This is a genomic window from Spongiactinospora sp. TRM90649 (genome assembly GCF_029382225.1).
Classification (GTDB): Bacteria; Actinomycetota; Actinomycetes; order Streptosporangiales; family Streptosporangiaceae; genus Spongiactinospora.
The window spans coordinates 114018-139487 of the sequence record NZ_JARLTC010000012.1; the positions used below are offsets into that span (position 1 = coordinate 114018).

A 25470-nucleotide genomic window follows, 5' to 3' on the forward strand; every position below is an offset into this window, starting at 1 on the left:
GGAGACCGCACCGAAAAGTCAGGAGGGTCGTTGGATCGCGGTGTCCACCGTGGCCTTCGGCACATTCCTGCTGGTCACGGCCGAGCAGTTGCCCATTGGGCTGCTCACTCCGGTCGGATCCGCACTGTCGGTCTCCGAGGGGACGGCGGGGCTGATGGTCACCGTCCCCAGCATCGTCGCCGCCCTCGCGGCACCGGTGGTCCCGCTGCTCGTCGGCCGGATGGACCGCAGGATCCTGCTGGTCGCCCTGATGGGACTCATGACGCTCGCCAACATCGCGTCCGCCCTGGCGCCCGACTATCCGCTGCTGATCGCCTCCCGGGTGCTGGTCGGGGTGGCCATCGGTGGGTTCTGGGCCATCGCCGGAGGGCTGGCCGTCCGGCTCGTGCCGGCGGAGCACGTGGGCCGGGCCACCGCGATCATCTTCGGCGGCGTCGGGGCCGCGAACGTCTTCGGGGTCCCCATCGGCACGGTGATCGGCGGGCTGGCCGACTGGCGGATCGCGTTCGGCGCGCTGGGCGCCCTCGCGCTCGGCGTGCTGGTCGCCCTGCTGGCGGTGCTGCCGCCGCTGGCCGCGGACCGGCCCGTCGCGCTGCGGCGGCTGGCCGGGCAGTTCCGCAGCCAGGGCGTCCGGGTCGGCATCCTGGCCACCTTCCTGCTCGTGACCGGCCACTTCTCGGCCTACACGTTCGTCGGCCCGGTGCTGCGCGACCTGTCGGGCATCGACCAGGAACTGGTCGGACCGCTGCTGTTCGGATTCGGCGCGGCGGGCATCGTGGGGAACTTCGTCGCGGGCGCCGCCGTGTCCGGGAGGCTCTACCGAACCGTCCTGTTCATCACCGCCGCCCTGGGTGTGACCATGCTGATCTTCCCCGTGGCGGGGCTCACCGCGGTGGGCGGGATCGTCCTGCTCGTGGTCTGGGGCCTGGTGTACGGCGGGGTCTCCACGAGTCTGCAGACCTGGATGATCAAGGCCGCGCCACAGGCGGTCGAGGAGGCCACCTCCCTGTGGGTGGCGGTGTTCAACCTCTCGATCGGGATCGGCGCGCTGGCCGGCGGCACGATCGTGGACGCCTTGCCGCTCCGGGGCATCCTGTGGCTCGCCGGCGCCCTGGTGCTGGCGGCCGGGGTGGCCGTGTGGACCGCACGCCGTAACCAGAGCCTGCGCTGATCCCCGCCGGAGGAATGCGCTTCCCCTGCGTCCCCGGCCCGGGTCATCTCCCGGTGGCGGGGACGGCCTGCGCAGGGTCGCCGTGCGGGCCCTCGTCGTGGGGGTCGTCGAGGCGTTCGAGACGTACCCGGCCGCGCAGCCGGATCAGCAGCAGGGTGGCGGCGAGCAGCAGCAGGCCCGCGCCGGTGACCGTCTGACGGGGACCGACGACGTCGGCGAGCCAGCCCTGCAGCACCCCTCCGACTGGGGTGACGCCGGTGAAGACCATGATGCGCAGGGCCAGCACGCGCCCGCGCATCTGGTCGGCGACGATGACCTGCGTGGCGGTGTTGGCGATGGAGACCACGGTCAGGAAGCAGGCCCCGATGACGGCCAGGCAGACCAGCCCGGCCGCGTAGTAGGGCAGCAGGGCGAAGCCGGCGACGGCCACCGCGTAGAGGACCAGCGCCCACTTGACCGTCCTGGCCAGGGTCAGGTGGCGGTTGCCGCCGGACACGATGGGAGCGGCCACGATCGCGCCCACCCCGAAGGCCATGTTGAGCAGGCCCAGCCCAACGGCGTCCACGTGATAGACGGAGTCGGCGAACACCACGGTGAACTGGAAGATCGGGTTGGCCAGCAGGGCGACCACCCCCGACACCAGGAAGCCCACCATGATCCCGGGCTGGGTCCGCACGTATCGGAGCGCGGCGCCGAACTGGCGCAGCACTCCCGCGCGCGCGGCCACCACGACGCGCGTCCGCGAGGCCCGCACGAACAGCAGGGCGCTCAGCACGAACACGAAGGACAGCCCGTTGATCAGGAAGGCCCAGGACGGGCCGAGCGCGGCCAGCAGCGCGCCCGCGATGGCGGGGCCGAGCGACCGGGCCGCGTTGAACTGGACGGAGTTCAGCGTGACCGCCGACATCAGGTCCTCGCGCGGGACCAGGTCGTTGACGAACGACTGCCAGCTCGGCATGTTGATGCCGAGGATGACGCCGGTGAGGCCGAGCAGCGCCAGGATCACCACCGGGTCGCGCACGCCCGAGCTCCAGGCGGCCCACATCAGCAGCGCCGACGTGGCCGCGCAGCACTGCGTCACGATCAGGATCCTGCGGCGGTCGAACCGGTCGGCCAGCGCCCCGCCGAGCGGGCCGAGCACCAGGGCCGGGATGAGCTGGGCGAAGGACGCCAGCCCCAGCCAGAAGACGCTCCCGGTGATCTCGAAGAGCACGTAGGGGACGGCGAGGTTCGACAGCCAGGTCCCGGTGTTGGACACCAGCGCGCCGCTCCAGAAGATGGCGAAATCGCGGTGCCGGAAGGCGCGTAAGGCGTGTCGTAAGCCGGTCGCGGGCGGTCTGGCCGATATGTCGGCCGCGCCGTCCGGCGTGACCGCCATGTCGGTTGCATCCTCGTCCTCGGGACGTTCACCGGCTCTGGTCGACTCGCTGATGCTGTCCTCCTTGGGGTCCGACGGCCCGGAGGTCCCAGTACAAGCATCGATGTTGCGGTATGTCGGCGAAAAGTAGGTTCGCCGATTCCATTCCGTGGAACTCATCACACCCCGGTGTCCGGAGGGCTACCTAAGTCGCGCCGGGAGGGTACTTCGGTCGCCCCGCGACTGGCGGGCGGGCGACCTCCGTCGCACCGGACACGCCCTGCGGCCGATGCGACGGGACGGCGGGCACCCTAGCGTCGTGGCACGCCGACCCAGCACCCCGGGAACCGCCTGGACGCCCCTTGGAGACGTCCACGGCCTCGCACAGTTCGTCGAGGGTCACGCCGTCGAAACCGCGCTCGGTGGACAGTGCGAGCGCGGTTTCGACCAGGGCCTGCCTGGTGCGCCGCTTCTTGCGCTTCCGGAGGGTCAGGTCAGGCCCCGGACCCGCCGAGGGGACGCCGGTGGCGATCGGCCACAGCACCGGCAGCGGGGAGAACTTCCCCTTTCGGCGCGCTGTTCAGCGGGGACGATCGCGACGGCCGCGCGCTGGTGACGTTCATGCTGCGGTACTGCCGGGGGCTGGACCGCGACCTGACCTGGCTGGCCGATCGGGTCGCGGACGGCGCCCTGGATCCGAACATCACCTGGCGGGGCGGCTGGGACGACGTCGCCGAGGCCGTGGACGCCCTGCTCGGGCGGCGGCCGCACGGCAAGGCCGTCCTCGATCTGCCCTGACCCCGGCGCTCCGGCGGGGCTCAGGTGGCGCTGCGGATCACCATCAGCGGGCAGGGGGACTCGTGCAGCAGGGCCTGGCTGACCGAGCCGATCAGCAGGCCGGCGAAGGTGCCGTGCCCGCGTGAGCCGACCACCAGGAGGTCGGCGCCGGTCGCGGCCTGGCGCAGGGCGCGGATCGGGTGGTCGTGGACGCTTTCCTCGGTCACGTTCACGCTGGGGTGGCGGGCGCGGTGGCTCGCCAGGATGTCGGTGAGGGACAGCGGCTCGTACTCCGGCTCGTCCCCGGCGAAGCGGGGGTCGCCCTCCCAGGGCCAGTTCCACGCGTGGACGGCACGCAGCTCGGCGCCCCGCAGTTCGGCCTCCGCGAACGCGGAGGACAGCACCCGGTCGCTGTGCGCCGAGCCGTCCACGCCGACCACGACCTCGGCCCTGGGCCGGGACGGCAGTTCGCGCACCACGACCACGTCGCAGGCGGCGTGCCCGGCCACGCCGTAGGCGACGGACCCGAGCAGCAGCCCGCGCACCCCGCCCAGGCCGTGGCTGCCGATGACCATCAGCTCGGCCTCACCCGCCGCGCCGATCAGGGCGGCGCGCGGGTCGCCGGGCAGCAGCCTGCCGCTGACGGCGATGCCCGGCCGTTCGCGCCGCGCCCGCTCCTCGGCGGTGTTCAGCACGCTCTGCCCGCCCTCGCGCATCCACGCGGCCACCTCGGCGTAACGGCCGGTGGCCGGTTCGCAGGCCCAGGCCGGGATCGCGTGGGCGACCAGCAACGGCGTGTCGCGCAGGGCCGCCTCTCTCGCCGCCCATCCGACGGCTTCAAGTCCGGCCCGCGACCCGTCCACTCCAACAATGATCACGTCGTCTCCCCGGTCGGTTCCTCCTACCGTCACTCCTTTCGGCCTGCCCGCGACAGGGTCATAGGGCACCGGACGGAAGGGACTTTATCCCCAATTTTCGGCACAACCGGATCGGCGACACGAGCGAGGGGGCCGAACGTCCTCCGCCCGCCATGGCCAAAGTCCCTGGATCATGTGCCGCAGGAGGCGAAGGATGGTGCCGGAGACGAGGTGATCCGCATGCGGTCATGGGTGGAACGGGCGGCGCGGCGAGTCCGGCTGTACCGGCCCGACGGCAACCCGCTGCGCAGGACGGTGGACCGTGTGGAGTCCGCCGTCGTGGCGGCCGCGGTCACGCTGACCGTGGCGAGCGTCCCCGTCGGCGTCACCATGGGAATGGCGATCCACGAAGGGGAGCTGGCCGCCGAACGGGCCGGCCGCTGGGTCACCGGACACCTGGTGACCGACGCGCCGAAGCTCCCGTGGGTGTCGGCCGATGGCACGTCCGTCCCGGTGCTCGCGCCGGTGCGCTGGCGGGAGGCCGACGGGAGGGTGGTGACCGTCCGCGCCGTGGTGCCGCGCGTCGCGAAGGCGGGCGCGGCCGTACAAGTCTGGCTGGACCCCGCCGGGAATCCGGTCACCGACCCTCCGGACCGCACCAGGAGCGCGGCCCGCGCGGTCGCCGCCGGAGCGGGCGTCCCGATCGGTACGGCGGGCGTGCTGCTCCTCGTGTACGCCGCCGCCCGCCTGGAGCTCGACCGCCGCCGCTCCGCCGCCTGGGCGCGCTCCTGGGAGATCGCCCAGCGGGGCCACCGGACGGTGTGACTCCCCTCCCGGTGGCCCCGCCGGATCGCCTCACACGTCCAGCCTCACACGTCCAGCTCGTGCGACCGCACCACGGCCACCGTGCAGCGGGCGTGGTGCAGCACGGCCCGGCTGACCGAGCCGAGCAGCGCCGAGCGGACCGGCCCCCGCCCGTGCGAGCCCACCACCAGCAGGTCGCACGTCGCCGACGCCCCGACGAGCGCGGGCACCGGATGCGTGTCGCTGATCTCCTCGGTCACCTCGACCTGCGGATACTTCTCCCGCCACACGTCGAGCCGCTGGACGGCGGCGCGGCGCCGCTCCTCGCGGATCTCGTCGGCGGCGATCACCGTCTCGGGGCTGATGACGTGCGCGGGCGTCTGCCAGGCGTGCACGGCGTGCAGCGTCGCGCCGCGCAGCCACGCCTGCTCGACGGCGTAGGCGAGCGCGGGCTCGCACGCGTCGGAGTCGTCCAGGCCGACCACGACACGGTAGTACCGGTCCCGTTCCACGTCGCGGACCACCACGACCGGACAGCGGGCCTGGCCCGCGACCCGGCTGCTCACCGAGCCCAGCACCGCTCCGGCGAACGCGCCGAGCCCCCGGCTGCCGACCACGATCTCGACCGCGCCGTCCCGTTCGCGCAGCACGTGCGCCGGGGCTCCCTCGCACACCTCCGTGGTCACCCTGACCAGCGGCCGGTGGCCCCGGGCGATGGCCTCCGCGTCGGCGAGCGCCGCCCGCGCCTCTTCGACCGCCCGGTCAGGTCCCCTCCATTCGGCCGGGAACCGCCGGATCTCGTACGGCGTGCGATCCACGGCCGCGACGATGTGCAACCGCGTGGCCATCCGCACGGCGTCCTCGGCCGCCCACCGGACCGCCGCGCCCGCCTGAGCCGAGCCGTCCACGCCCACCACTATCGGAGATGACATCGCGAACCTCCTTCTCCCCCTCCATTCGACGACGGCGCGGGCCCACGTCCCAGGTCCACAGGTCCCCGCTCCGCCGCGTGAAGTCCGGGCCCTTGGTCCCTGGCAGTCCGGTCGGACGCCTCTTAGGACCGCCTTTCCCGGGCAGATAGCGTCTGTTTCGCGACTTCGCCACCGGACTGGAGGACCAACGATGCCCACGAGGAGAACACCGCCCGCGCCCGGCGATCTCGGCCGCCGGATCGCCCACCACCGCAACGAGAGCGGGCTGAGCCGCGACGAGGTGGCCGCGCGCACGGGGGTGGACGCCGGATACGTGGAGTACCTGGAGGAGACGACGGCCCGCCCGACCGACGGGATGCTGCTGAAGATCGCCCGCGCCCTCGGCACCACGCCGGAGGAACTGCTCGGCGGCGAGCTGGAGCACCCGCCCGGCGGTGGCGGCCCGGCCAGGGAGCCGGTGCTCACTGCGCTCACCGAGCAGGAGTGCCTGCGCCTGATCGCCCCCGGCGGGGTCGGCCGGATCGCCTTCGACGGCCGGACCGGCATCACCGTCATCCCGGTCAACTACCGCACCGGCGACGGCGGGGCCGTGGTGTTCCGCACCCGCTACGGCGGCGTGATCGACGAGGACCTGCGCACCGGCCTGGAGGGCGTGGAATTCAAGATCGCCTTTGAGGTCGACCGGATCGACGAGGCGCACAGCGCGGGCTGGAGCGTCCTCATCCAGGGGCCGATCCACCACATCACCGAAGCGGAACTGGCCGGCGTCACCGGGCTCGGCGTGGAGCCGTGGGCCGGCGGCGAGCGCGACCTCTACGTCCGTATCGCGCCGCACCGCGTCACCGGCCGCCGTATCGCGAACTTCTGACGGGAACCCCTCCCGGCACGACCGGGGCCGGGACCCGCCGTCACGCTGGGGCTCCGGCCAGGTCGCCGACGCCGAAGCGCGCCGCCGCGTCGAAGGCGGCGTACTCGGCGGCGAGGGCCAGCCCGCCGTCCGGGATGATCCCGAGCCGCCGGGAGCGGCCCGCCGTGACGCGGAAGACGCGTCCGGCCAGTTCGCGCGCCGCGATGTTGCCGGTACGGCCGACCGCCCGCGCGTACCCGTTCTCCACCTCCGCGCGCCCGCTCGCGAGCTGCCGGACCGCCATCAGCACGCCGTCCAGCAGCTCCAGCGGCGCGGCCCCGGTCACCACGATCGGCGTCCGGTGCGTGGCGGCGAGCGGCTCGTAGCCCGCCCAGCCGGTCACGGCGCACACGCGTCCGGGGGCCAGGAACGCCGTGTTCCCCTCAGACGGCAGGGCGAGCGCCGCCGCCGTCGCGGGCAGCGCCAGGAGGTGGCCGGTCAGCAAGGTGAGGTTGCGCAGGCCCAGCTCGGCGGCGTGCAGCACGGCGGTGGCGGTGGCGGTGGCGGTCGTCTCGCAGCCGGTCGCGAAGAAGACCACCTCGCTCCGGGGGGTCTCCACGGCCAGCCGCACGGCGTCGAAGGGGCCGGGCACGGCCCGCACGTCCGCGCCGCGCGCCCGCAGTGCCGCGAGGCCGGTCTCCGTGCCGGGGACCTCCAGCATGTCGGCGGAGGTCGTGAGGATCACGCCGGGGTGCGCGGCGACGGCCAAGGCCCGGTCGATCACCTCGGGCGGAGTGCCGCAGATCGGGCAGCCCGGCCCGTGGACGAGCCGTGACCCGCTCGGCAGGAGGTCGCCGAGCCCGCGCGCGGCCAGGCCGTGCGTCCGCGCGCCGCACATCTCCGTGATCGTCCACGGGGCGGCGGTGAAGGTGTGGATCGCCTTGAGCAGGGCGCCCGCCAGCAGGGGGTCGCGCTGCTCATCCAGGAATCCCACCATTCAACCTTTTCGCCCCCGGGCGAGGCCGGTTCAGTGCCGGAAGGCATTCCCGGCCGGGCCCAAAGTCCCGAAACGGTCAAACGGCGCACGTGGCGAAAGTGGGCACTGGGGCAATCGCCGCGTGGCGGTACTTGTGTGGCCGGAGGTACAGCGGACCATGGCTCGATTCGCACGGTGATGAGATGGATGCTGAAAGTGACACCGGTTGACAGCGAAAGGAACCGCTTCATGCCAACCGCACGCATCGCCGCAGGCCAGAGCACCCCCGGCCAGGGCTGGGTGGCCTACGGCGCGAACGGCATCTACATCGACGTGGACACCACGGCGGCCCGGTTCACCGGCTCCCCCGTCTACGTGACCTCCATCGGCAGCACCGGCGGCAGCCAGTGGAACCTGGTCGGCCCGAGCGCGGTCTACAGCGCCACGGCCACCAGGTTCCGCGTCTACGTCCAGTGGAAGGACGGCTCGGCGCTGACCCCGGCGACCGCGCAGAGCTACGGGTGGTTCATCAACTGGGTCGGCTACGACAATCCCTGACGCCCCCGGGGGCGGGATCAGCGGGCCGCGCGGCGGGCGCGGCCCGCGCCGATCACCGTCACCGTGCCGGCGAGCGTCAGCCCGGCGATCGCGGCGGCGGTCCAGAGGGTGACGCCGTCGGGGCTCAGCAGCGGCAGGCCGCGCAGCGCCTGCCACAGCGTCAGGAGGGTGAGGGCGGCGTATCCGGCCGAGGCGACGAGCACCAGCCGGGTCCGCACCACCTCGTCGCCCAGGACGGGCAGCCGCCGGGCCAGGTGCGCGAGCAGCACGGCCACCAGGGGCAGCGCCTGGAGGGCGTGGATGCCGATGAAGTGGGTGATCCGCAGGTCGCCGCCCGTGGTGCTCCAGCCGGTGACCGGCATGATCGGCCCGCCGTCCACGACGCCCACGCTGTGCGCGCCGATGAGGCCACCGAAGTCTCCGCCGCGCATCGAGCCGCTCTGGGCCGTCGTGGGCCTGGTCATCATGAACGCCATCCCGATGCCGAACAGCGAGATCACCGTCCCGGCGCGCACCGCCCAGGTGAGCGGACGCCCGCCGATGCGCACCCGCACCAGGAAGACCGCGACCACCAGGTTGGCGAGCCAGAGCACGGCGATCGACGTGCCCATCACGCCCCACAGGACGGCGTCGAGCGGGGTGGCGACGTTGAAGTGGCTCTGGCGGCCCCGCACCACCTGGCCGACGATCACCACGTACTCGATCAGCAGCGCGGCGGCGATGATCGCCGCGGCCCAGCGGACCAGCCGGTGGCGCGGCAGGTAGGCGATGAGCCAGGACCAGGTGAGGGCGTAGATCACGATCGAGACCGCGAACTTGAACGGCTTGGCCCAGATCGGCGCGCCGACCAGGACGCGCCCGTCGAGCAGCACACCGGCCAGCGAGACCAGCACGAACGGCGCGGTCACGGCCGCCACCACCAGCAGCGGCCGATGCCATCCTCGCAGGTCCGGCCAGGTGATCGTGTCGTGCATCGGTGCCTCTCCGGTCGTGCGGAGCCGCGCGGGGCGCGCGGCGGAGTCCATGGCGGAAGCATCGGCCTGGCGGACGGCCAACCGGCCGGTACGGCGGGCGGCTCGTCCGATTCGCTGGGATTCCTGGCCGTGTCGCGCGGTTGCCGATGGTCCGTCCGGCCCGGCCTTACGGTGGAGGCATGCGGCTGATCGTGATCGTCGGCTTCGACGGCATCGAGCTGGTGGACGTGGCCTGCGTGACGACCGGCTTCGACTACGCCAACCGGATGGGCGCCGACCCGGCCTACCGGACGCTGTTCGCGACGCCGATGGGACGTCCCGTCCGCTGCGACTCCGGCCTCGAACTGTCCGGGCAGGACCGGATCGACGCCGTGCGCGGCCCGATCGACACCCTGGTGGTCTCCGGCGGGCAGGGACACGAGGCCGCCGCCGCCAACCCCCGGCTCGTCGGCCAGGTGCGACGGCTGGCGGCGCTGGCACGCCGGGTCGCCTCGGTGTGCACCGGGGCCACCGTGCTCGCCGAGGCCGGGCTGCTCGACGGCCGCCGGGCCACCACCCACTGGTTCGAGGCGGACCAGCTCGCCACGCGATACCCGCGCGTGCGCGTCGATCCCGCGCCCGTCTTCGTCAGGGACGGCCCGGTCTCGACCTCCGGCGGGGTGACGGCGGCGCTGGACCTCACGCTGTCCTTCATCGAGGAGGACCACGGGGCCGAGATCGCCCGCCGGGTGGCCATGGGCACGGTCGCCTACCTGCAACGGCCCGGAGACGAGGCGCAGGTGAGCCTGTTCACCGCGATCCCGCACGCCGACCGGCTGCTGGTGCGGAAGGTCATCGATCACGTGGCCGGGCACCTGGCAGAGGATCTCGGCGTGGCCCGGCTGGCCGCGTTCGCCGGGGTCAGCGAACGCCATCTGAGCAGGCTGTTCGCCGAGCACGTCGGCCGTACGCCCACGCGCGTGGTCCGCGACGCGCGGCTGCGGGCGGCCTCCCGGCTGCTCACCTCGACCCGCGAACCGGTCGCCGGGATCGCCCGGCGGTGCGGATTCGCCTCCGCCGAGTCCCTGCGGCAGGCATTCGTGACCTGGGCGGGCGTCTCGCCGTCCAGGTTCCGGGCCGCCGCCGTGGAACCGCGCGAATGACACCGGATAAGGTGGTTACATGCCGTCGAGAACACGGGTCCTGACGGGTCACGACGGGCAGCGGTTCGCCTTCGACCCGGGAAGCTTCTGCCTGGAGCTGCTGCTCACCGGCGGCCCCGGGAAGTTCGCGCGCCACGAGATCCTGCACACCCCCGACGACCTGGCCCGCTGGCTGGCCGACTCCCGGCTCGCCGCCGTCGCCCCGCTCGACGACCTGCGCATCGACCACTCCGAGCTGGCCGCGATCCGGCGGTTCCGCGACACGATGCTGACCGTCGCCCAGGCCATGGCGCACGGCGAGCGGCCCGCCGCCGAGGCGCTTGACGTGGTCAACGAAGGCGCGACCGCGTTCCCCCGGCCGCGTATCGACCCGGCCACCGGGAGCCGCGCCTGGGCGGGGCCGGTGACCGGCGCACAGATCCTCGGGGCCGCCGCGGCCGACGCCATCGACATGCTCACCGGCCCCCACAGGGACCGGATCCGCGAATGCGCGGCCTCCGACTGCCTGCTGCTGTTCCTCGACACCTCGCGCCCCGGCAGGCGGCGCTGGTGCTCGATGGAGCGCTGCGGCAACCGGCAGAAGGTCAGCGCCTACCGCGCCCGCCGGGCCTGAGGCGAGGTCCGCCGATGAACGCCTCGGCCCGCAGGGCGGCCAGCCCGATCCTGGGCAGGTCGCGGGTCGCCGGGTAGATCAGGAACCTGGGCTCCCAGCGCGGCTGGAACTTCGAGTTGAACCGGTAGAGCGACTCGATCTGGAGCCACCGGGACAGGAAGATCAGTACAGCCCGCCACGCGCGCCGGATCGGCCCCGCGCCCAGCCGCTCCCCTCTGGCCAGCGCCGACCGGAATATCGCGAAGTTCAGCGAGACGGCGGACACTCCGAGCGCCGGGGCCGCCTGGAGCACCTTCACGATCAGCAGTTCGTTGAGCCCGGGGGCGCCGCCCCGTTCGCGCCGCATCAGGTCGAGCGACAGGCCGTGCGCGCCCCACGGGACGAAGTGCAGCATCGCCGCCGGCCGGGATCCGTCTTCGGCCTCGCCGTCGGGGCCCCGGGCGGTGGCGAGGACGCATCCGGAATCGGCGGGGTCGCCCATCCGGCCGAGGGCCATGGAGAAGCCGCGCTCCCGCGCGGTGCCACGCCAGGCCCGCGCGGCGTGGCGGAGGTGTTCCCACTCGGGCGCGCCGATGTCGGCGGCCCACCTCACCTCGCAGGTGTAGCCGGCGCGCTCGGTGCGGTGGACCATCTGCCGGACGTTGCGCATGGCTCTGCCTTCGAGGTGGAAACCGGCCACCTCCACCACGGCCTCGTCGCCCATCTCCAGCGCGCGCAGGCCGGTCTCCCGGCTCCAGATCGTGCCGCCCTCCTCGCTGCAGCCGATCACGGCGGGCACCCAGGCGTGCCGTCCGGCCTTCGCGGTGAACTCCCTGATCGCCCCCGGCCACGCCTCGACGTCGCCGATGGGGTCGCCGCTGGCCAGCATCACCCCGCCCACCACCCGGTAGGCGATCGCGGCCTTCCCGGTCGGGGAGAAGATCACGCTCTTGTCCCGGCGCAGCGCGAAGTAGCCCAGCGAGTCGCGCGCCCCCTCGCGGTCGAGCAGGCACCGGACGGCCCGCTCCTCGTCGGGAGTGAGCGCGGCGATCGGGCGTTCCGGGCGCAAAACCAGATAGAGGGTGGTCACGGCGGTGAGCGCACCGAGCCCGGCCAGGGAGTAGGTGACCAGGTCGTCCGCGCGCGGCCCGATGAACGTGACCGGACCGGGCAGACCGGCCAGGCCGAGCAGCACCTGCGCGAGCCGGTCGGCGGGGGGCGCGGCGACCGCGTACGCGCTCACCATCAGGTAGCCGACGGCCACGGCGACCGTCGCCATGGCCAGGAAGACCCACAGGGCGCGCCAGCGGGTACGCGGGTCGGAGAGGGCCCGGAACTCGCTCCGGGCGGCCAGCAGCACGACGAACAGCCCGAGGGTGAGCGCCACGGTGAGCGGGTGCCCGCCGTGCAGCACCCCGGCCACCGCGCTCACCGGCAGCAGCACCATGATCAGCCGCCAGGCCCGCGCCTTCCCGCGCCGGAGCCCGTGCGCGAGCATGACCAGCAGCACCCCCACGATCAGCGACGCCGCGCCCGCGATCGCCACGGCCCCGCCCGGCAGCACATCGGTGATCCCGGCCAGCCGCGTGCGGGCGAAGGCCGGATGCACGGCGCGCACGATGTCGAGCACGCCGATCACGAACGCCGACGTCCCCGCCAGCGTCCGCGCCCACGACCGCTCGCTCACCGTGGCGCGGTAGGGTGCGGTGATCCGCGGCGGCATGTGGGATGACCGCCCTTTACCCGGATCGCCGCTGGTTGCGCGGGGGCCGTGCACGGGCAAACCTTCCGTCAAGCCGGCTGCACCGCGCTGACCGGAGTGGAGGCCATCTCCAACGGCGTGCCCGCGTTCCGCCCGCCCAAGTCGCGCAACGCCGCGACCACCCTCGCGCTGATGGGCCTCTGCGCGATCGTGATGTTCGCCGGGATCACCGCGCTGGCGCTGATCTCGGACGTTCACCTGGCGGCCGACCCGTGCCAGTTCGCCGGCCCCGAGCACTGCACCACCGCGCCGCAGCGGACGGTGATCGCCCAGTTGGCCGCCGCCGTCCTGGGCGGTTCCCACAGCTTCGGCTTCTACCTGACGCAGGCGGCGACCGCGCTGATCCTGATCCTGGCCGTGAACACCGCCTTCAACGGCTTCCCGCTGCTCGCCTCCGTGCTCGCCAGGCACCACTACCTGCCCCGCCAGCTCTACACGCGCGGCGACCGGCTGGTCTTCTCCAACGGCGTGATCGCCCTGGCCGCCGCCGCCGAACTGCTGCTGTGGGCCTTCCGGGCGTCTGTGACCCATCTGATCCACCTGTACATCCTCGGCGTCTTCACCTCCTTCACGTTCTCTCAGATCGGCATGGTCCGCCACTGAACCGGGCTGCTGCGGAGCGAGACCTCGGCCGCCGCGCGCCGGTCCATGCACACCGCGCGGACGATCAACGCCACCGGGGCGGTGGTCACCCTCGGAGCCGTGCGGCGCGGCCAGCCGGATCCGGAGCCCGCCGGTACGGCGAGCGGCCCGTCGTCCTGACCGGGGACCATGGTCCCTACCGGGTCACGCCGTGGAGAGGATAGCGTCAGAGGCATGATTCGCGTGTTCCTCGTAGACGATCACGAAGTAGTCCGCCGTGGCGTGGCCGCGCTGCTCGGGTCGGAGGACGACATCGAGATCATCGGCGAAGCCGGCACCGCCGAGTCCGCCATCGCCCGGATACCGGCGCTCAAGCCCGACGTCGCCGTCCTCGACGTGCGGCTGCCCGACGGCAACGGCGTCGACGTCTGCCGCGAGGTCCGCTCCCGGCTGCCCGGCCTCGCCTGCCTGATGCTCACCTCCTACGCCGACGACGACGCCCTCTTCGACGCCGTCATGGCCGGGGCGGCCGGATACGTCCTGAAGCAGATCCACGGCTCCGACCTGGTCGGCGCGGTCCGCACGGTCGCCGCCGGGCAGTCGCTGCTCGACCCGGCCACCACCGCCGCCATGCTCACCCGCCTGCGCGAGCAGGCCGCCCGCCGCGACCCGCTGGCCGCGCTCAGCGAGCAGGAGCGGCACATCCTCGACCTCATCGGCGAGGGGCTGACCAACCGGCAGATCGGCGAGCGGCTGTTCCTGGCGGAGAAGACGGTCAAGAACTACGTCTCCAGCCTGCTCAGCAAGCTCGGCATGCAGCGCCGCACCCAGGCCGCCGCGCTGGCCGCCCGGATGGCCGCCGACCCAAAGGGCGACCGCCGCAAGTGACCGCCGCCCGCCCGGTCACCGGCCGGGCGGCTCGCCGCCGGCGCGGGCCCGCGGCAGGTCGTCGATCGTCGCGGTGGCGTCGTAGACCCACATCCCGTCGCGCCGCTCGACCCGCCAGGCCAGCGGATCGACACGCGACCACGTCGCCGCGCCCGCCTCCAGCCGCGCCACGGCCTCGCCGTCGAACCCCGGCCGCTCGCACAGCCCGAGCAGCCCCGCCCCCGGGGGACCAAGGTCCCGGCGGTTCGGCGCTCCCGCGCCACAGGCCCTGCCCGGTCCGGGACCTTCGGCACCCTCGCGGTGGATCGTCCGCCCTGTCCGCGTCCGGACCGTCTCCGGCAGCGTTGGTGGCGAGATCAAGGAGGTGTGCCGTGCGATCTTCGCTGACCACCGGGGCGGGAGTCAGGCGGCTGTTCGTCGCCGCCGGTCAGGCCCCTCGGTGCACAACACCCAGCCGTGGCGGTTCGGCACGAAGGACGTACCTCACCCTGTGGGGCGACCCCGACCGCAGGCTGCGGGTCGGCGACCCCCGCGGCCGGTCGTTGCACGTGAGCTGCGGCGCGGCGCTGTTCAACCTGCGCCTGGCGCTCCGGGTGGCCGGGTGGCTGCCGGACGTGCTGACGCTGCCGGGCAAGGACCCGTGGCTGCTGGCCGCCCTGCGACCGGCGGCGCGAGGGCCGGCGGGGACGGGCAACCCGTCGATCTGACCGCCGAGGCGAGCGCGGCGGAGCTGCGCTGGCGGTCGGCGGCCTGCGCACGGTCCCGGTCCGCTGGTGACCCCGGACCGGACGGCTCAGCGCCGCCGTTTCGACGCGCACGCGACGCAGGTCGTGGTGGCGGGCAGGATCGACAGCCGCTCGCCGGCGATCCGCCGCCCGCAGGAGGCGCACACCCCGTAGGTGCCGTCACGCAGCCGCTCTTCGGCGCGGTCGAGCTCGGCCAGGTGGGCGAGCGCCTGGTCGAGAAGGGCCTGCAGATGCGCTCGCTCGAAGGCGGTGGAGGTGCCCTCCGGGTCGTGTTCGTCGTCGGCCGACGAGGACGCCGAGGCCACGATCTCGTCTCGGTCACCGCGCAGCGTGGCGATCCGGGCCGTGGTCGCCCGCCGATCGGCTTCGAGCCGCTCGCGTACGGCCCCCTCCTCCTCCGTCACGCCTTCAGGCTATGTCAGGAGGTCGGGCAGGTCGGGGAGGGGGCCTGGCCGGTGAGATACGCGGCGCGTTCGGCGGTGTTCAGGTCACGGCGCACGGCCGCGCAGATGGCGGCGATCGCCGTGTCCGGGGCGGCGACGGCGGCCAGCGGGCGGACGTCCCACGATGTGCCGCCCCGGCGCAGCGTGCCGCCGTCTGGGGTGAAGGCGAGGGTGCGCCGGCCGTTCGCCATGAGCCCCGGGTCGTCCTGTGCCCCCGGGAACGTGATGAGGTGCCGTCCCGACGTGACATCCCACAACGCCGTCTGGCCGCACGAGTCGGAGACCGCCACGGTCCTGCCCAGCGGGTCGAAGGCGGCCTCGGCGACGAGCGGACCGCTGCCGTCCGGGCAGCCGCCGATCTGGGCGCGGGTCGTCCGCCCGGTCCGCCGGTTCCACGTCCAGACGAGCCCGTTCGCGTCGATCGCGACGAGCTCGTCGCCCGCGAGGGCCAGGGCCTCGCTCTCGCGCCGGGGGAAGTCCGGCGGCGCGGGCAGCACCGCGCCGGTCGTCGCGTCCCAGAGGCCCAGGTCGCCGCCGCCGGCAACCGCCGGTCAATCCGCAGGGTCATCCAGGCGGCGGCGCAGATGCTCGGCGAGCGGCTCGTTCAGGCCGGTGGCGATGGCCTGGTGGAGCGCCTCGGCCGCCGGCTCCGGGCGGCCGAGGCGGTGCAGCAGCTCGGCGCGAGAGGCGTGCCACCACGGGTAGCCGTCGAGGCCGTCGATCGCCTCGACCAGGGCGAGCGCGGCCCGCGGGCCGTCCCGTTCGGCCACGGCGGCGGCGCGGTTGAGCCGGGTGACCGGGGTGTCGTGCACGGTGAGCAGCACGTCGTACCAGGAGACGACCGCGTCCCAGTCGGTGTCGGCGTAGGAGGGGGCCAGCGCGTGACAGGCCGCGATGGCGGCCTGCACGGCGTAGGCGTCGGGCCGCCGTGGGGCGCGGCGCAGCGCCGCCCCGGCCAGGGTGACCCCCTCCCTGATCCGCGCGGCGTCCCACAGCGACCGGTCCTGGTCTGCCAGGGGCACCACCCGGCCCTCAGCGTCCAGGCGGGCCGGACGGCGGGCGTCGTGCAGCGAGAGCAGCGCCAGCAGACCCAGCGCGGCGGCCTCGTCCGGCATCAGCTCGGCGAGCCGGCGGGCCAGCCGGATCGCCTCCTCGCTCAGCGCCACCCTGAGCAGGTCGGCCCCCGGCCCCGCCGTGTACCCCTCGTTGTAGATCAGGTAGATGGTCGCGGCAACGCCCGCCAGGCGGGCGGGCAGTTCCTCCGCGCCCGGCACCCGGTACGGGATCCGGGCGCGGAGGATCTTCTGCTTGGCGCGGGTGAGCCGCTTGGCCATGGTGGCCTCCGGCACCAGCAGGGCGCGGGCGATGTCGGCGGTGGACAGCCCGCCGAGGGTGCGCAGCGCCAGCGCGACCCGGGTCTCCGGTGACAGGGCCGGATGGCAGCAGGTGAACATCAGCCGCAGCAGGTCGTCGCGGACCACCTCGGCGGGCTCGGGCTCCACATCCAGGGACATGGTCGCCTGGACCTCCTTGCCGGTGCGGCCCGACTCCCGCCGCAGCAGGTCGATGGCGCGGCGCTTGGCGGTGACGGTGAGCCAGGCGCGCGGGTTCGGCGGCACGCCGTCGCGCGGCCAGCGCTCCAGCGCCCGCACGACGGCGTCCTGCACGGCGTCCTGGGCCAGGTCGATGTCGCCGGTGACGCGGATCAGCGTGGCCAGCACGCGGGTGCCCTCCTCGCGCACCAGCCGCTCGGCCGCCTCGCCCGCGCCCACGCTCAGCCGCCGAGCGTGGGGTGCAGCGGCCGTACCTCGATCGTGCCGTACCAGGCGGCGGGGATCTTCGCGGCGACCGCGAGCGCCTCGTCGAGGTCGGCGCACTCCAGCAGGAAGTAGCCGGTCAGCGCCTCCTTCGTCTCGGCGTACGGCCCGTCGCTGAGGATGGGGTCGCCGCCTTTGCCGTCGGGGACCCGCACGGTCGTGGCGGTCGCCGTCGGATACAGCGCGTGCCCGCCGCGCAGGATCGCGGCGTGAGCCTCCTCGAAGGCGGCGTACTCACGCAGGCCGTCGGCGTACTCCGGCCCCGACCAGTCCACCTCCTGGGTATAGGTGAGCGCGATGTAGAGCGGCATCAGATCCTCCCGGTCTCGGCTGCGGTCTCGACGATCTCCAGCGTGTTGCCGTCGGGGTCGCGGAACTCGAACATGGCCGGGACGCCGTCCCAGCGCAGCACCTCGCCGGCGTCCACGCCGCCCCCGGTCAGTACGGCGTGCAGCGCCCCCGCGTCGGCCGTGGTCAGCCGGATCCCCGTCTCGACCCCGGCCGGGACGCTCTCCCGCGCGGGAACCAGGGCGATCGTCACCGCCGCCCCTCGCGGCGCCACCTCGATCCAGCGTCCGCCGAACCCCGGCAGCGGCGCGTCCGCCCGCTTCTCCATGCCCAGCGTGCCGGTGTAGAAGCCGACCGCCCGGTCCTGGTCGGTGACCGGCACCCCCACCGTGTGGACTCCGGTGACACGCGGCCCGTCGTGCTCGCTCATGGTCGTTCCTCCGTCTCAGGGGGCTCTTGGCCCGTCTTCACGAAGAGAACGAACGGTACCGGCCGCTTCTGGACACCTCGTCCCTGAGAATCTCAGATGAGTCCGCGTTCCATGGCCACGACGACGGCCGCCGCCCTGGTGTCCACGCCGAGTTTGGCGAAGACGTGCTTCAGGTGGGTCTTCACCGTCGTCTCGCTGATCAGCAGCGTCCTGGCGATCTCCTTGTTGGCCGACCCCCGCGCGACCAGGCGCAGCACCTCCAGCTCGCGCGGGCTCGGGTCCTGCGCGGGAGGGCGGCCGATGAGGGCGGAGGCCACCGACGGGGCCAGCACCGCCCCGCCGGCGGCGGCCGTGCGGACCGCGCGGTGCAGTTCCTCCCTCGGCGCGTCCTTGAGCAGGTACCCGGCGACCCCGGCGGCCATCGCGCGGGTGACGTCGGCGTCGGTGTCGTAGGTGGTCAGCACGATCACCTTGATCTCCGGGTGGTCCACGCGGAGGCGTTCGATGGCGCCGACGCCGTCCAGGCCGGGCATCCGCAGGTCCATCAGCACCACGTCCGGGCTTGCCCGGCGGGCCATGGCCAGCGCCTCGAAGCCGTCGGACGCCTCGGCGACCACCTCGATGCCGGGCACGTGGTCGAACATTCCGCGCAGGCCGTCGCGGACCACCGGGTGGTCATCGACGATCATCAGTTTGAGGGGATGCGCAGGCACAGTGCCGTCCCCTCTCCCGGCGCGGACTCGACGGTCAGCGTGCCGCCCACGCCGCCCGCCCGTTCCCGCATGGCGGCCAGGCCGTAGCCGGGGCCGGGCGCGGCCGGGTCGAAGCCCTCGCCGTCGTCGAACACGTCGAGCGTCACCTCATCGTCCATGTACGTCAGCGTGATCGCGACCCTGCCCGCCCGAGCGTGCTTGGCCGCGTTCGACAGGCCCTCCTGCGCCGCACGGAGCAGCGTCGTGCCCGCATCGCCGGGCAGCGGCCGGGGCGTGCCCTCCACCGACACGGTCACCGTCCCCCCGGAGGTCCGTGACCAGCGCGCCGCCACCTCGGCGAGCGCGGCGTCGAGCCGCGCGTCGGCGAGTGGGCCGGGCCGCAGCGCGTCCACGGAGCGCCGCGCCTCGGTCAGGTTGTCCCGCGCCAGTTCCTTGGCCAGCGCGATCCGCCTGCGCACGGCGGCCAGATCGGGCGCGTCCGGTTCGCCGGGGTCTTCGGGAGTCTTGGGCATCGCCTGCTCGGCCGCCTCAAGCTGGGTGATGATCCCGCTGAGCCCCTGCGCGATGGTGTCGTGGATCTCCCTGGCCAGCCGGGCCCGCTCCTCCAGCACCCCGACCGTCCGGTTCTGCGCGCTCTGCCGGGAGACGTAGTCCACGAACAGCCCGATCGCCACCACCAGGCCGGAGCTGCCGATGAGCTGCCACACCACGTCGGGCCGGTCCAGATGACCCCTGGCCGCGAACGTGCACAGCACCGTCGCCACCGCTCCCGCGTACGACCAGGGGGCCCGCAGCATCAGGTACGGCTGCGGCATCAGCCCGAAGATCACCACGTCGAAGGACCGGTCACCCGCCACCAGCGCCACGTAGAGCACGCAGATCACGGCCAGGTGGAAGACCATCGGGTTGAGACGCCCGAGCAGGTCCGCCCGCCGCACCACGAACAGGCCGTGCCAGGCCGCCATCAGGGCCAGCAGCGCGAGAGTGGACGGCGAGGGCGCGGCGCCCTCGCCGAACGAGAGGATCAGCCCGAGCGCCAGGCAGGCGTAGTAGAGCAGGTGGAAGGCCCGCAACCAGCGCGCCTCCCAGACGTTCACGTGCTCACTCCCATCGGAACAGCGCGGCGGCGACCGCCGTGGCCACCACAATGATCCCGGCGAGGAGCACCAGAGGGAAGAGCGCGGCGGCACCGGACCACGCGCCGCTCAGGGCCTCCACGCCCGGCGTCAGCGGCAGGAAGTCGCCGATCCGCCGCAACGGCTCGGGCAGCGCCCGCCTGGGCACGGCCGCGCCCGCCAGGAAGATCATCGGAAACATCACCAGCATGCCGACCAGGCTCGCCCCCCTGGTGTTCCGCACGACGGCGGCCACCACGAACCCGAGCGCGCAGACCATCACCGTGCAGAGCAGGAAGGCGGCCGCCAGCATGGGCAGGTCCCTGGGAGCCGGAGTGCCGAACAATGTGACCGCCGCGACCACCAGCAGCACCGACCCGGCGAACCCGGCCACGACCTGCGCCACCAGTTGCGCGCCGAACAGCAGGATCGGCGAGATCGGCGTCGTGGCCAGCCGCTTGAGCACCTTGCGCTCGCGGTAGGAGGCCACGATGCCGGGCAGCGCGCCCATCCCGCCGATGGCCACGATCATCGCGATGTAGCCGGGGACGGCGTCGCCGTCGCCGCGTTTGAGCACCAGCAGCATGAGGGGGAAGGCCATCATGAAGAACAGCGAGGCGGGGTCGCGGAACAGCAGCCTCAGCTCGGTGGCCGTGAGAGCGGCGAACGCCTTCATCGGTCGCCTCCCACGATGGCGAAGTACGCCTCTTCCAGCGAGGCGGTGCCGGCGCGGGCGGCGATCTCGGCCGGGGCGCCGATGTCCCGCACCCGGCCCCCCGCGAGGACGGCGACCCGGTCGCAGAGCGCCTCGGTCTCGTCGAAGTAGTGGCTGACCAGGACGACGGTGGTGCCCGCCGTCTTCAGGTCGCCGACCAGCCGCCACGTCTCGCGGCGCGCGATCGGGTCCAGGCCGGTGGTCAGCTCGTCGAGCACGACCACCTCGGGGTCGCCGACCAGGGCGAGCGCGAGCATCAGCCGCTGCTTCTGGCCGCCGGAGAGGTCGCCGTACGCCTTCGCGGCCAGCGGGCGCAGGCCCCAGCGGTCCATCACCTCGCGCCAGTCGGCCGCCTCGCGGTAGAAGGCGGCGAACATGCGCAGCGCCTCGGCGACCTTGAGCCGCTCGGGCAGCGCGCTCTCCTGCAACTGGGACCCGACGCGCTGGGCCAGCGCCCGCCGTCCGCGGTGCGGGTCATGCCCGAGCACCCGCACGGTGCCGCCGTCGGGGCGCTTGAGCCCGATCAGGCACTCCACGGTGGTGGTCTTGCCCGCGCCGTTGTGACCGACGATGCCGAAGGTCTCCCCGGCCCGGACCGTGAACGTCACCCCGTCCACGGCGTGCGTGTCCCCGTAGGTCTTGCGGAGGTCTGTCACCTCGATGGCTTCCATGCCTCAAGGCTCGCGCCGCGAAGATCGGCGCGGCATCACCCGTCGCGTCGCCCGGCATCACCCGTTCGGAGGATGCGGCTTCCGCGCCTCGAACAGGACCCTGGCGGAGTGCGCGACGAACGGGCCGTTCCGCTGGATCAGCTCGTGGAGGTCGCGCAGCCGGTCGGCGTACCCCTCGGCGGTGAATCCCGGCACGATTTAGATCACCTTGCGCAGGAAGTAGACGTCCGCGCCGACGTCCGCGAACTCCAGCAGCCGGGTGGCCTTGGCCACGTTCGGCGGCCAGGACTCGGTGGCCGCCATCGCCGCGGGCAGCCGCGCCGCGCCCGCCGACACCTCGCCGCCGCCGGTCTGCACGTCCAGCGCGGCGGCGGCCCCGGCGAGGCGGTCGCTCATCAGGCGCTGGTAGCCCTACGAGGGGTGCTGTTCGCTCGCCCGGCCGTCGAGCCAGGAGAAGTCCCATCCCGCGACGGGCGCGGCGGCCGCCTCCGCCACCAGGTCATCGAATGTGCGTGCCATGCTCACATCCTGGCAGCGGGTCATCCGTCCAGGTTCTGGCGGCCCCATGGGGAGTCGTCCCGGTCGCCCTGGTCACCACGGTCACCACGGTCACCACGGCCGTCCCGGTCGCGGCGGTCGTTCCCGTTGCCGTTCCCGTTGTTTCCGTTGTCTCGGTCGCCCCTGTTGTCCCGGTCGTCGCGGTTGCCGGGACCGCGGTCGTTCCCGTTGTCCCGGTCGCGGTCCTCTTCGGTGTCCCGGGGTTCGGGGGCGCAGTCCTTGGTGCAGCCGCCGAAGCGGGCCGTGTCCACCGGCGTGAACGGCGTGGCCGCGACGCCGCTCAGCGCGGCCGTCATGGTCGCCTGCCAGATCGGGCCGGGCAGCGACGCGCCCTGGACCGCGCCGTAGTACCGCCCGCCGATGGTTACGCCGGTGAGCTTGTGCCGCTGCGCGCCGCGCGGGTCGCCGATGGCGACGGCACCTGCCAGGTCGGGGGTGAACCCGGCGAACCAGGCGGTGGCGTATCCGTCGGTGGTGCCGGTCTTCCCGGCCGCCGGGCGGCCGATGGACAGGCCGCGCGCGGTGCCGTTGGTGAACACCCCGGACAGGATGTGCGCGGTCGCGTCGGCCACCCCCGGGTCCAGCGCCCGTTCGCAGCGCGGCCGGTAGTTGGTCTTCTTGCCGTCGCGGCCGGTGATCGAGGTGATCGCCATGGGCTCGCAGTAGGTGCCGCGCGCGGCGATGGCCGCGTAGGCGGTGGCCATGGTCACCGGGTCGCTCTCGTTGATGCCGAGCGTGAACGTCTCGTACTCGTGCAGGGCGGCGCCGTCGGCCCGCTTGACGCCCAGTGACCTGGCGGTCTCGGCCGTCTCGCACAGGCCGACCCGCTCCTGCAAGGCCATGAAGAAGGTGTTGACCGAGCCCCAGGTGCCGGTGGCCAGCGTCTTGAAGCCGGGCGAGCCCTCGTCGTTGGTGACCGTCCAGGACGGGTCGCCCACGTTCTCGCCCGCGCAGTTGCGGAAGGCGGCGCTCCCGGACGCGGTGTACCCGGCCCCGGCGGTGATGCCGTCGTCGATCCGCATGCCCTGCTTGAGCGCGGTGATCAGGGTGAACGTCTTGTACGTCGAGCCCGGCTGGAAGCCGCTCAGCCCGCCGTGCTTGGAGTCGGCGACGGGGTTGTAGGAGATGTGGTTCCGCGCCGAGCCGTAGGGACGGCTGGCCGCGATCGCCCTGATCTCGCCCGTACCCGGCTGGACCAGCGCCTCGGCGGCCAGCGCGCGGTCCGAGGCCGCGACGTGCTTCTTGATCGCCGCCTCCGCCGCCCGCTGCGCCTTGGCGTCGAGCGTGGTGCGGACCTGGAGCCCGCCCAGCCCGAAGGTCCGCTCCCGCGTGTCCCGCGTGCGGCCGAAGGCGGGGTCGGACAGCAGCTCGTGGCGCACGTACTCGCAGAAGTACGGATAGCGGCTCTCCTGGCAGCCGTTGGGCTGCCGGACACCCTTGTAGCCGAGCTTGCGGGCCTTGGCCTCCGCCGCCTGCGCGCGGGTGATCCGGCCCAGCTCCGCCATCCGGTCGAGCACCACGTTGCGGCGTTCGAGCAGCAGCCGCTTCGCCTTCGCCCCGCGGTCGGGCGAGGTCCGGTTCGGGTCCTGGACGGCACCGGCCAGCGTGGCGGCCTGGGCCAGGTCGAGCTTGGCGGCCGAGACGCCGAAGAAGCGCTTGGCGGCGGCCTCCACGCCATTGGCTCCGGCACCGAAGTATGCGATGTTCAGATATTTCTCAAGAATCTGATCTTTGGTGTACTTCTGCTCGACCGCCATCGCGTGCCGCAGCTCCCTGAGCTTGCGCGCGTAGCTGGCCTCCACCGCCGCGTTCTTCTCCTCATCGGTCCGCGCCGAGTTGAGCAGCACCTGCTTGACGTACTGCTGCGTGATCGACGAGCCGCCCTGGCCGATGCCCCCTGAGGCGAAGTTCTTGACCACGGCGCGGGCGGTGCCCTCGACGTCGATCGCGCCGTGGTCGTAGAAGCGGTAGTCCTCGATCGCGACGATGGCCGTACGCATCACCTCGGAGACGCTCTCCAGCGGGACGGCCCGGCGGTCCTGCGCGTAGAACTGCGCGATCCGCTTGCCGTCGCGGTCGTAGACCGTGGTCTTCTCGGGGAGCGGGGGCTCGGCCAGCGCCTCGGGCCGGAGGTTCAGCGCGTCGGCCACCGCGACCACGGCGGTCCCCGAGCCGCCCACCCCGGGCAACACGAGCGCGGCGGTCACCAGCCCGGCGGCGGTGGCGGCGGTGGCGAGGCGGGCGATGCTGGACAGGCGGGTACGGGGCGACGAGCTGGACATACCGGCCATAAGAGCACATTGACCTGCGTATTGTCTAATATTGGTATTAATCACACACCGATACCCGAATGGATATCACCCCAGGTCTCCATACTGCCCTACGATCACCAGCACCATGGACTTCGTGCCGTTCTTTCTCCCCATTCCCCTCGCGGCCCGCACTGTGGCACTGGTCCTCTCGGCGGCCACGGCTCCGGACGGTGACCGTCTCCGGATGCGCCGCAGGTATCGGATCGCGGGAACGGCGCCGCCCCTCGCCGGAGTCGCGCCGCACCAAGATCATCCCCGCCATCGTCGCAAGGCCCGCCGCCCCGCTGGTGGAAGCGGTCTTCCTCCCCGGTGGTGGCCGTGCCGCTGATCGCCGTTGTGGTCGCGATCCTGGCCGAACGGGTACGGCGGGCGGCCGGGAGGCGTCCGGGGTTGTACGGATAACTCCGTTCGGCTTCCCCGCCCTGGCTCCCTTGGACGATCGTCGGTGGTACCGGCCGTCCGTGGCCATCCGGGTTCGTCCAGACGGCCGGGATCGTCAGCCGAAGGGAGACGCCTGTGGGAACAACCACGATCCAGGACGGGTTCGTCGCCGAGATCACCTCCCGGGAACCCGTGACCGAGGTCGTCGAAGACGTGCGGGAGGCGCTGCTGGCGCACGCCGTCGTGGTCCTCCGCGAGCAGGACCTTCCGGCCCTCGCGCAGGCGGCCTTCACCCGCCTGCTCGGGCCGCTGGAGCCGGCCTCGGACATGCGCAACCACCACCCGGACAGCACCGACGTCATGGTGGTGGACAACTCGGGCAGGACTCCGATCGTGGGGAACCAGTGGTGGCACTCCGACCGCTCGTTCCTGCCGGAGCCCACCCACTACACCGTCCTGTTCGGACGGACCGTCCCGCCATCGGGCACCGAGACGGTCTTCGCCGACATGGTCGCCGCCTGCCGGCGGATGCCCGCGCCGTGGCGGACGGCGCTACGCGGCGCGCTGGGCGTGCACTCCTACGACCGGCTCGCCCACCTGCGCGCCGAGAGCCACCGCGCTCCCGTCCAGCCGGACTACGCCGTCCGGTTCCCGCCGGTCCGCCACCCCGTGGTGCGCCTGCACGAGGAGTCGGGGGCCGCCGCCCTCTATCTCAGTGAGCTGTGCCTGACGGGCGTGGAGTCCGAGCGCGGGACGCCCGTGGAGGGCGTCTCCGTGGACGGCCTGCACGCCCACGCCACCGCCGGGGAGTTCCTCTACCGGCATCCGTGGCGGCCGGGTGACGTCGTGATCTGGGACAACTGCCGGGTGATGCACCGGGCCGGGGAACTGCGCCCGGGCGTCGCGCGGATCCTGCACAGGACCACCACGGCGGGCGGGCCGCCACTGCCGGCCGTCCCGCCCTGATCCGGCGGCCGATCGATCCCGATACACGGGGGTCTTCCATCACGGATGGAAGACCCCCGATCTTCCCCGATCAGCGAGACCTCCGTCCGGGCCAAC

General features: G+C 73.2%; 30 protein-coding genes and 1 pseudogene. 11 read left to right on the plus strand and 20 right to left on the minus strand.

The window, feature by feature from the left end:
* Nucleotides 1-49: 49 nt before the first annotated feature.
* Nucleotides 50-1171, plus strand: coding sequence for an MFS transporter (locus P3X83_RS16830; RefSeq protein WP_277306030.1), 1122 nt, complete (start codon nt 50-52; stop codon nt 1169-1171).
* Nucleotides 1172-1214: 43 nt separating this feature from the next.
* Here P3X83_RS16830 and P3X83_RS16835 read toward each other — a convergent pair whose 3' ends face one another.
* Together P3X83_RS16835 and P3X83_RS43320 are read right to left on the minus strand one after the other, a co-directional pair.
* A complete protein-coding gene (locus P3X83_RS16835; protein WP_277306031.1) occupies nt 1215-2549 on the minus strand; it encodes an MFS transporter in 1335 nt (444 codons plus the stop codon).
* 184 nt (nt 2550-2733) lie between these two features.
* Nucleotides 2734-3072, minus strand: a complete 339-nt coding sequence (locus P3X83_RS43320) for a TetR/AcrR family transcriptional regulator (protein ID WP_346742716.1) — start codon at nt 3070-3072, stop codon at nt 2734-2736.
* Between the two features lie 77 nt (nt 3073-3149).
* On the opposite strand from P3X83_RS43320, the gene P3X83_RS16845 reads away from it, so the two are divergent.
* Complete coding sequence (locus tag P3X83_RS16845; protein WP_277306032.1) at nt 3150-3326, plus strand: hypothetical protein; 177 nt, start codon at nt 3150-3152, stop codon at nt 3324-3326.
* Nucleotides 3327-3346: 20 nt separating this feature from the next.
* Here P3X83_RS16845 and P3X83_RS16850 read toward each other — a convergent pair whose 3' ends face one another.
* Nucleotides 3347-4183: a universal stress protein gene (locus P3X83_RS16850; protein WP_277306033.1), complete on the minus strand. Its 837-nt coding sequence runs from the start codon at nt 4181-4183 to the stop codon at nt 3347-3349.
* A gap of 219 nt (nt 4184-4402) precedes the next feature.
* Between P3X83_RS16850 and P3X83_RS16855 the strand changes: the two genes are divergently transcribed.
* Nucleotides 4403-4987, plus strand: a complete 585-nt coding sequence (locus P3X83_RS16855; RefSeq protein WP_277306034.1) for a hypothetical protein — start codon at nt 4403-4405, stop codon at nt 4985-4987.
* Between the two features lie 44 nt (nt 4988-5031).
* Here the strand turns inward: P3X83_RS16855 and P3X83_RS16860 are convergent, their stop codons facing one another.
* Nucleotides 5032-5898 (minus strand): universal stress protein, encoded by an 867-nt coding sequence (locus P3X83_RS16860; RefSeq protein WP_277306036.1) that lies wholly within the window; start codon nt 5896-5898, stop codon nt 5032-5034.
* 190 nt (nt 5899-6088) lie between these two features.
* Here P3X83_RS16860 and P3X83_RS16865 point away from each other — a divergent pair, with 190 nt between their 5' ends.
* Nucleotides 6089-6766, plus strand: a complete 678-nt coding sequence (locus P3X83_RS16865; protein ID WP_277306037.1) for a pyridoxamine 5'-phosphate oxidase family protein — start codon at nt 6089-6091, stop codon at nt 6764-6766.
* Nucleotides 6767-6806: 40 nt separating this feature from the next.
* On the opposite strand, the gene hypD is transcribed toward P3X83_RS16865, so the two are convergent.
* A complete protein-coding gene (gene hypD, locus P3X83_RS16870; protein ID WP_277306038.1) occupies nt 6807-7739 on the minus strand; it encodes a hydrogenase formation protein HypD in 933 nt (310 codons plus the stop codon).
* A 231-nt stretch (nt 7740-7970) separates the two neighbouring features.
* On the opposite strand from hypD, the gene P3X83_RS16875 reads away from it, so the two are divergent.
* Nucleotides 7971-8279, plus strand: a complete 309-nt coding sequence (locus P3X83_RS16875) for a hypothetical protein (RefSeq protein WP_277306039.1) — start codon at nt 7971-7973, stop codon at nt 8277-8279.
* A gap of 17 nt (nt 8280-8296) precedes the next feature.
* Here P3X83_RS16875 and P3X83_RS16880 read toward each other — a convergent pair whose 3' ends face one another.
* Nucleotides 8297-9304 (minus strand): hypothetical protein, encoded by a 1008-nt coding sequence (locus P3X83_RS16880; RefSeq protein WP_277306040.1) that lies wholly within the window; start codon nt 9302-9304, stop codon nt 8297-8299.
* A 128-nt stretch (nt 9305-9432) separates the two neighbouring features.
* On the opposite strand from P3X83_RS16880, the gene P3X83_RS16885 reads away from it, so the two are divergent.
* On the plus strand, nt 9433-10395 hold the full coding sequence (locus P3X83_RS16885; protein WP_277306041.1) for a helix-turn-helix domain-containing protein: 963 nt from the start codon (nt 9433-9435) through the stop codon (nt 10393-10395).
* A 19-nt stretch (nt 10396-10414) separates the two neighbouring features.
* Nucleotides 10415-11008, plus strand: coding sequence for an ABATE domain-containing protein (locus P3X83_RS16890; RefSeq protein WP_277306042.1), 594 nt, complete (start codon nt 10415-10417; stop codon nt 11006-11008).
* Here P3X83_RS16890 and P3X83_RS16895 read toward each other — a convergent pair.
* The gene (locus P3X83_RS16895; protein ID WP_277306043.1) at nt 10980-12710 is read right to left on the minus strand and encodes a phosphatidylglycerol lysyltransferase domain-containing protein; all 1731 of its coding nucleotides are present in this window, start codon (nt 12708-12710) and stop codon (nt 10980-10982) included. The two genes, P3X83_RS16890 and P3X83_RS16895, sit on opposite strands and share 29 nt — an antisense overlap.
* Nucleotides 12711-12758: 48 nt before the next feature.
* On the opposite strand from P3X83_RS16895, the gene P3X83_RS16900 reads away from it, so the two are divergent.
* On the plus strand, nt 12759-13352 hold the full coding sequence (locus P3X83_RS16900) for an amino acid permease (RefSeq protein WP_277306044.1): 594 nt from the start codon (nt 12759-12761) through the stop codon (nt 13350-13352).
* On the opposite strand, the gene P3X83_RS16905 is transcribed toward P3X83_RS16900, so the two are convergent.
* Nucleotides 13328-13567, minus strand: coding sequence for a hypothetical protein (locus tag P3X83_RS16905; RefSeq protein ID WP_277306045.1), 240 nt, complete (start codon nt 13565-13567; stop codon nt 13328-13330). The genes P3X83_RS16900 and P3X83_RS16905 overlap by 25 nt on opposite strands.
* Here P3X83_RS16905 and P3X83_RS16910 point away from each other — a divergent pair.
* Complete coding sequence (locus tag P3X83_RS16910) at nt 13566-14219, plus strand: response regulator transcription factor (RefSeq protein ID WP_277306046.1); 654 nt, start codon at nt 13566-13568, stop codon at nt 14217-14219. The genes P3X83_RS16905 and P3X83_RS16910 overlap by 2 nt on opposite strands.
* A 15-nt stretch (nt 14220-14234) precedes the next feature.
* On the opposite strand, the gene P3X83_RS16915 is transcribed toward P3X83_RS16910, so the two are convergent.
* Nucleotides 14235-14579 (minus strand): hypothetical protein, encoded by a 345-nt coding sequence (locus tag P3X83_RS16915; protein ID WP_277306047.1) that lies wholly within the window; start codon nt 14577-14579, stop codon nt 14235-14237.
* Nucleotides 14580-14590: 11 nt separating this feature from the next.
* Here P3X83_RS16915 and P3X83_RS16920 point away from each other — a divergent pair, with 11 nt between their 5' ends.
* On the plus strand, nt 14591-14926 hold the full coding sequence (locus P3X83_RS16920) for a hypothetical protein (protein ID WP_277306048.1): 336 nt from the start codon (nt 14591-14593) through the stop codon (nt 14924-14926).
* Nucleotides 14927-15012: 86 nt separating this feature from the next.
* Here P3X83_RS16920 and P3X83_RS16925 read toward each other — a convergent pair whose 3' ends face one another.
* From P3X83_RS16925 to P3X83_RS16975, 11 genes and pseudogenes are all read right to left on the minus strand, one after another.
* The gene (locus P3X83_RS16925; protein WP_277306049.1) at nt 15013-15369 is read right to left on the minus strand and encodes a TraR/DksA C4-type zinc finger protein; all 357 of its coding nucleotides are present in this window, start codon (nt 15367-15369) and stop codon (nt 15013-15015) included.
* A 14-nt stretch (nt 15370-15383) separates the two neighbouring features.
* The gene (locus P3X83_RS16930; RefSeq protein WP_277306050.1) at nt 15384-15905 is read right to left on the minus strand and encodes a hypothetical protein; all 522 of its coding nucleotides are present in this window, start codon (nt 15903-15905) and stop codon (nt 15384-15386) included.
* 54 nt (nt 15906-15959) lie between these two features.
* Nucleotides 15960-17180: a sigma-70 family RNA polymerase sigma factor gene (locus P3X83_RS16935; protein WP_277306051.1), complete on the minus strand. Its 1221-nt coding sequence runs from the start codon at nt 17178-17180 to the stop codon at nt 15960-15962.
* A 2-nt stretch (nt 17181-17182) separates the two neighbouring features.
* Nucleotides 17183-17536, minus strand: coding sequence for a YciI family protein (locus tag P3X83_RS16940; RefSeq protein ID WP_277306052.1), 354 nt, complete (start codon nt 17534-17536; stop codon nt 17183-17185).
* Nucleotides 17536-17943, minus strand: a complete 408-nt coding sequence (locus P3X83_RS16945) for a VOC family protein (protein ID WP_277306053.1) — start codon at nt 17941-17943, stop codon at nt 17536-17538. Before P3X83_RS16945 ends, P3X83_RS16940 begins: the two co-directional genes overlap by 1 nt.
* 92 nt (nt 17944-18035) lie before the next feature.
* Complete coding sequence (locus P3X83_RS16950) at nt 18036-18632, minus strand: response regulator transcription factor (RefSeq protein ID WP_277306054.1); 597 nt, start codon at nt 18630-18632, stop codon at nt 18036-18038.
* Nucleotides 18632-19753, minus strand: a complete 1122-nt coding sequence (locus P3X83_RS16955) for a sensor histidine kinase (protein ID WP_277306055.1) — start codon at nt 19751-19753, stop codon at nt 18632-18634. Before P3X83_RS16955 ends, P3X83_RS16950 begins: the two co-directional genes overlap by 1 nt.
* Before the next feature lie 4 nt (nt 19754-19757).
* Nucleotides 19758-20447: an ABC transporter permease gene (locus P3X83_RS16960; protein ID WP_277306056.1), complete on the minus strand. Its 690-nt coding sequence runs from the start codon at nt 20445-20447 to the stop codon at nt 19758-19760.
* On the minus strand, nt 20444-21157 hold the full coding sequence (locus P3X83_RS16965; protein ID WP_277306057.1) for an ABC transporter ATP-binding protein: 714 nt from the start codon (nt 21155-21157) through the stop codon (nt 20444-20446). The genes P3X83_RS16960 and P3X83_RS16965 overlap by 4 nt, the downstream gene beginning before the upstream one ends.
* 57 nt (nt 21158-21214) lie before the next feature.
* Nucleotides 21215-21676: pseudogene (locus P3X83_RS16970) on the minus strand (hypothetical protein).
* 20 nt (nt 21677-21696) lie between these two features.
* The gene (locus tag P3X83_RS16975) at nt 21697-23997 is read right to left on the minus strand and encodes a transglycosylase domain-containing protein (protein WP_277306058.1); all 2301 of its coding nucleotides are present in this window, start codon (nt 23995-23997) and stop codon (nt 21697-21699) included.
* A gap of 546 nt (nt 23998-24543) precedes the next feature.
* On the opposite strand from P3X83_RS16975, the gene P3X83_RS16980 reads away from it, so the two are divergent.
* Nucleotides 24544-25374 carry a TauD/TfdA family dioxygenase gene (locus tag P3X83_RS16980; RefSeq protein ID WP_277306059.1) on the plus strand — a complete coding sequence of 277 codons (831 nt, stop codon included), beginning with the start codon at nt 24544-24546 and terminating at the stop codon, nt 25372-25374.
* Nucleotides 25375-25470 lie beyond the last annotated feature (96 nt).

What these genes read in the sequence shown, in the direction of transcription:
- P3X83_RS16945 (WP_277306053.1), bottom strand. Translation starts at nt 17,943, where the DNA reads ATGAGCGAGCACGACGGGCCGCGTGTCACCGGAGTCCACACGGTGGGG.
- P3X83_RS16885 (WP_277306041.1), top strand. Translation starts at nt 9,433, where the DNA reads ATGCGGCTGATCGTGATCGTCGGCTTCGACGGCATCGAGCTGGTGGAC.
- P3X83_RS16975 (WP_277306058.1), bottom strand. Translation starts at nt 23,997, where the DNA reads ATGTCCAGCTCGTCGCCCCGTACCCGCCTGTCCAGCATCGCCCGCCTC.
- P3X83_RS16845 (WP_277306032.1), top strand. Translation starts at nt 3,150, where the DNA reads ATGCTGCGGTACTGCCGGGGGCTGGACCGCGACCTGACCTGGCTGGCC.
- P3X83_RS16950 (WP_277306054.1), bottom strand. Translation starts at nt 18,632, where the DNA reads ATGATCGTCGATGACCACCCGGTGGTCCGCGACGGCCTGCGCGGAATG.
- P3X83_RS16965 (WP_277306057.1), bottom strand. Translation starts at nt 21,157, where the DNA reads ATGGAAGCCATCGAGGTGACAGACCTCCGCAAGACCTACGGGGACACG.
- P3X83_RS16910 (WP_277306046.1), top strand. Translation starts at nt 13,566, where the DNA reads ATGATTCGCGTGTTCCTCGTAGACGATCACGAAGTAGTCCGCCGTGGC.
- P3X83_RS16895 (WP_277306043.1), bottom strand. Translation starts at nt 12,710, where the DNA reads ATGCCGCCGCGGATCACCGCACCCTACCGCGCCACGGTGAGCGAGCGG.
- P3X83_RS16905 (WP_277306045.1), bottom strand. Translation starts at nt 13,567, where the DNA reads ATGCCTCTGACGCTATCCTCTCCACGGCGTGACCCGGTAGGGACCATG.
- P3X83_RS16880 (WP_277306040.1), bottom strand. Translation starts at nt 9,304, where the DNA reads ATGGACTCCGCCGCGCGCCCCGCGCGGCTCCGCACGACCGGAGAGGCA.
- P3X83_RS16875 (WP_277306039.1), top strand. Translation starts at nt 7,971, where the DNA reads ATGCCAACCGCACGCATCGCCGCAGGCCAGAGCACCCCCGGCCAGGGC.
- P3X83_RS16940 (WP_277306052.1), bottom strand. Translation starts at nt 17,536, where the DNA reads ATGCCGCTCTACATCGCGCTCACCTATACCCAGGAGGTGGACTGGTCG.
- P3X83_RS16890 (WP_277306042.1), top strand. Translation starts at nt 10,415, where the DNA reads ATGCCGTCGAGAACACGGGTCCTGACGGGTCACGACGGGCAGCGGTTC.
- P3X83_RS16865 (WP_277306037.1), top strand. Translation starts at nt 6,089, where the DNA reads ATGCCCACGAGGAGAACACCGCCCGCGCCCGGCGATCTCGGCCGCCGG.
- P3X83_RS16835 (WP_277306031.1), bottom strand. Translation starts at nt 2,549, where the DNA reads ATGGCGGTCACGCCGGACGGCGCGGCCGACATATCGGCCAGACCGCCC.
- P3X83_RS16960 (WP_277306056.1), bottom strand. Translation starts at nt 20,447, where the DNA reads ATGAAGGCGTTCGCCGCTCTCACGGCCACCGAGCTGAGGCTGCTGTTC.
- P3X83_RS16855 (WP_277306034.1), top strand. Translation starts at nt 4,403, where the DNA reads ATGCGGTCATGGGTGGAACGGGCGGCGCGGCGAGTCCGGCTGTACCGG.
- P3X83_RS16860 (WP_277306036.1), bottom strand. Translation starts at nt 5,898, where the DNA reads ATGTCATCTCCGATAGTGGTGGGCGTGGACGGCTCGGCTCAGGCGGGC.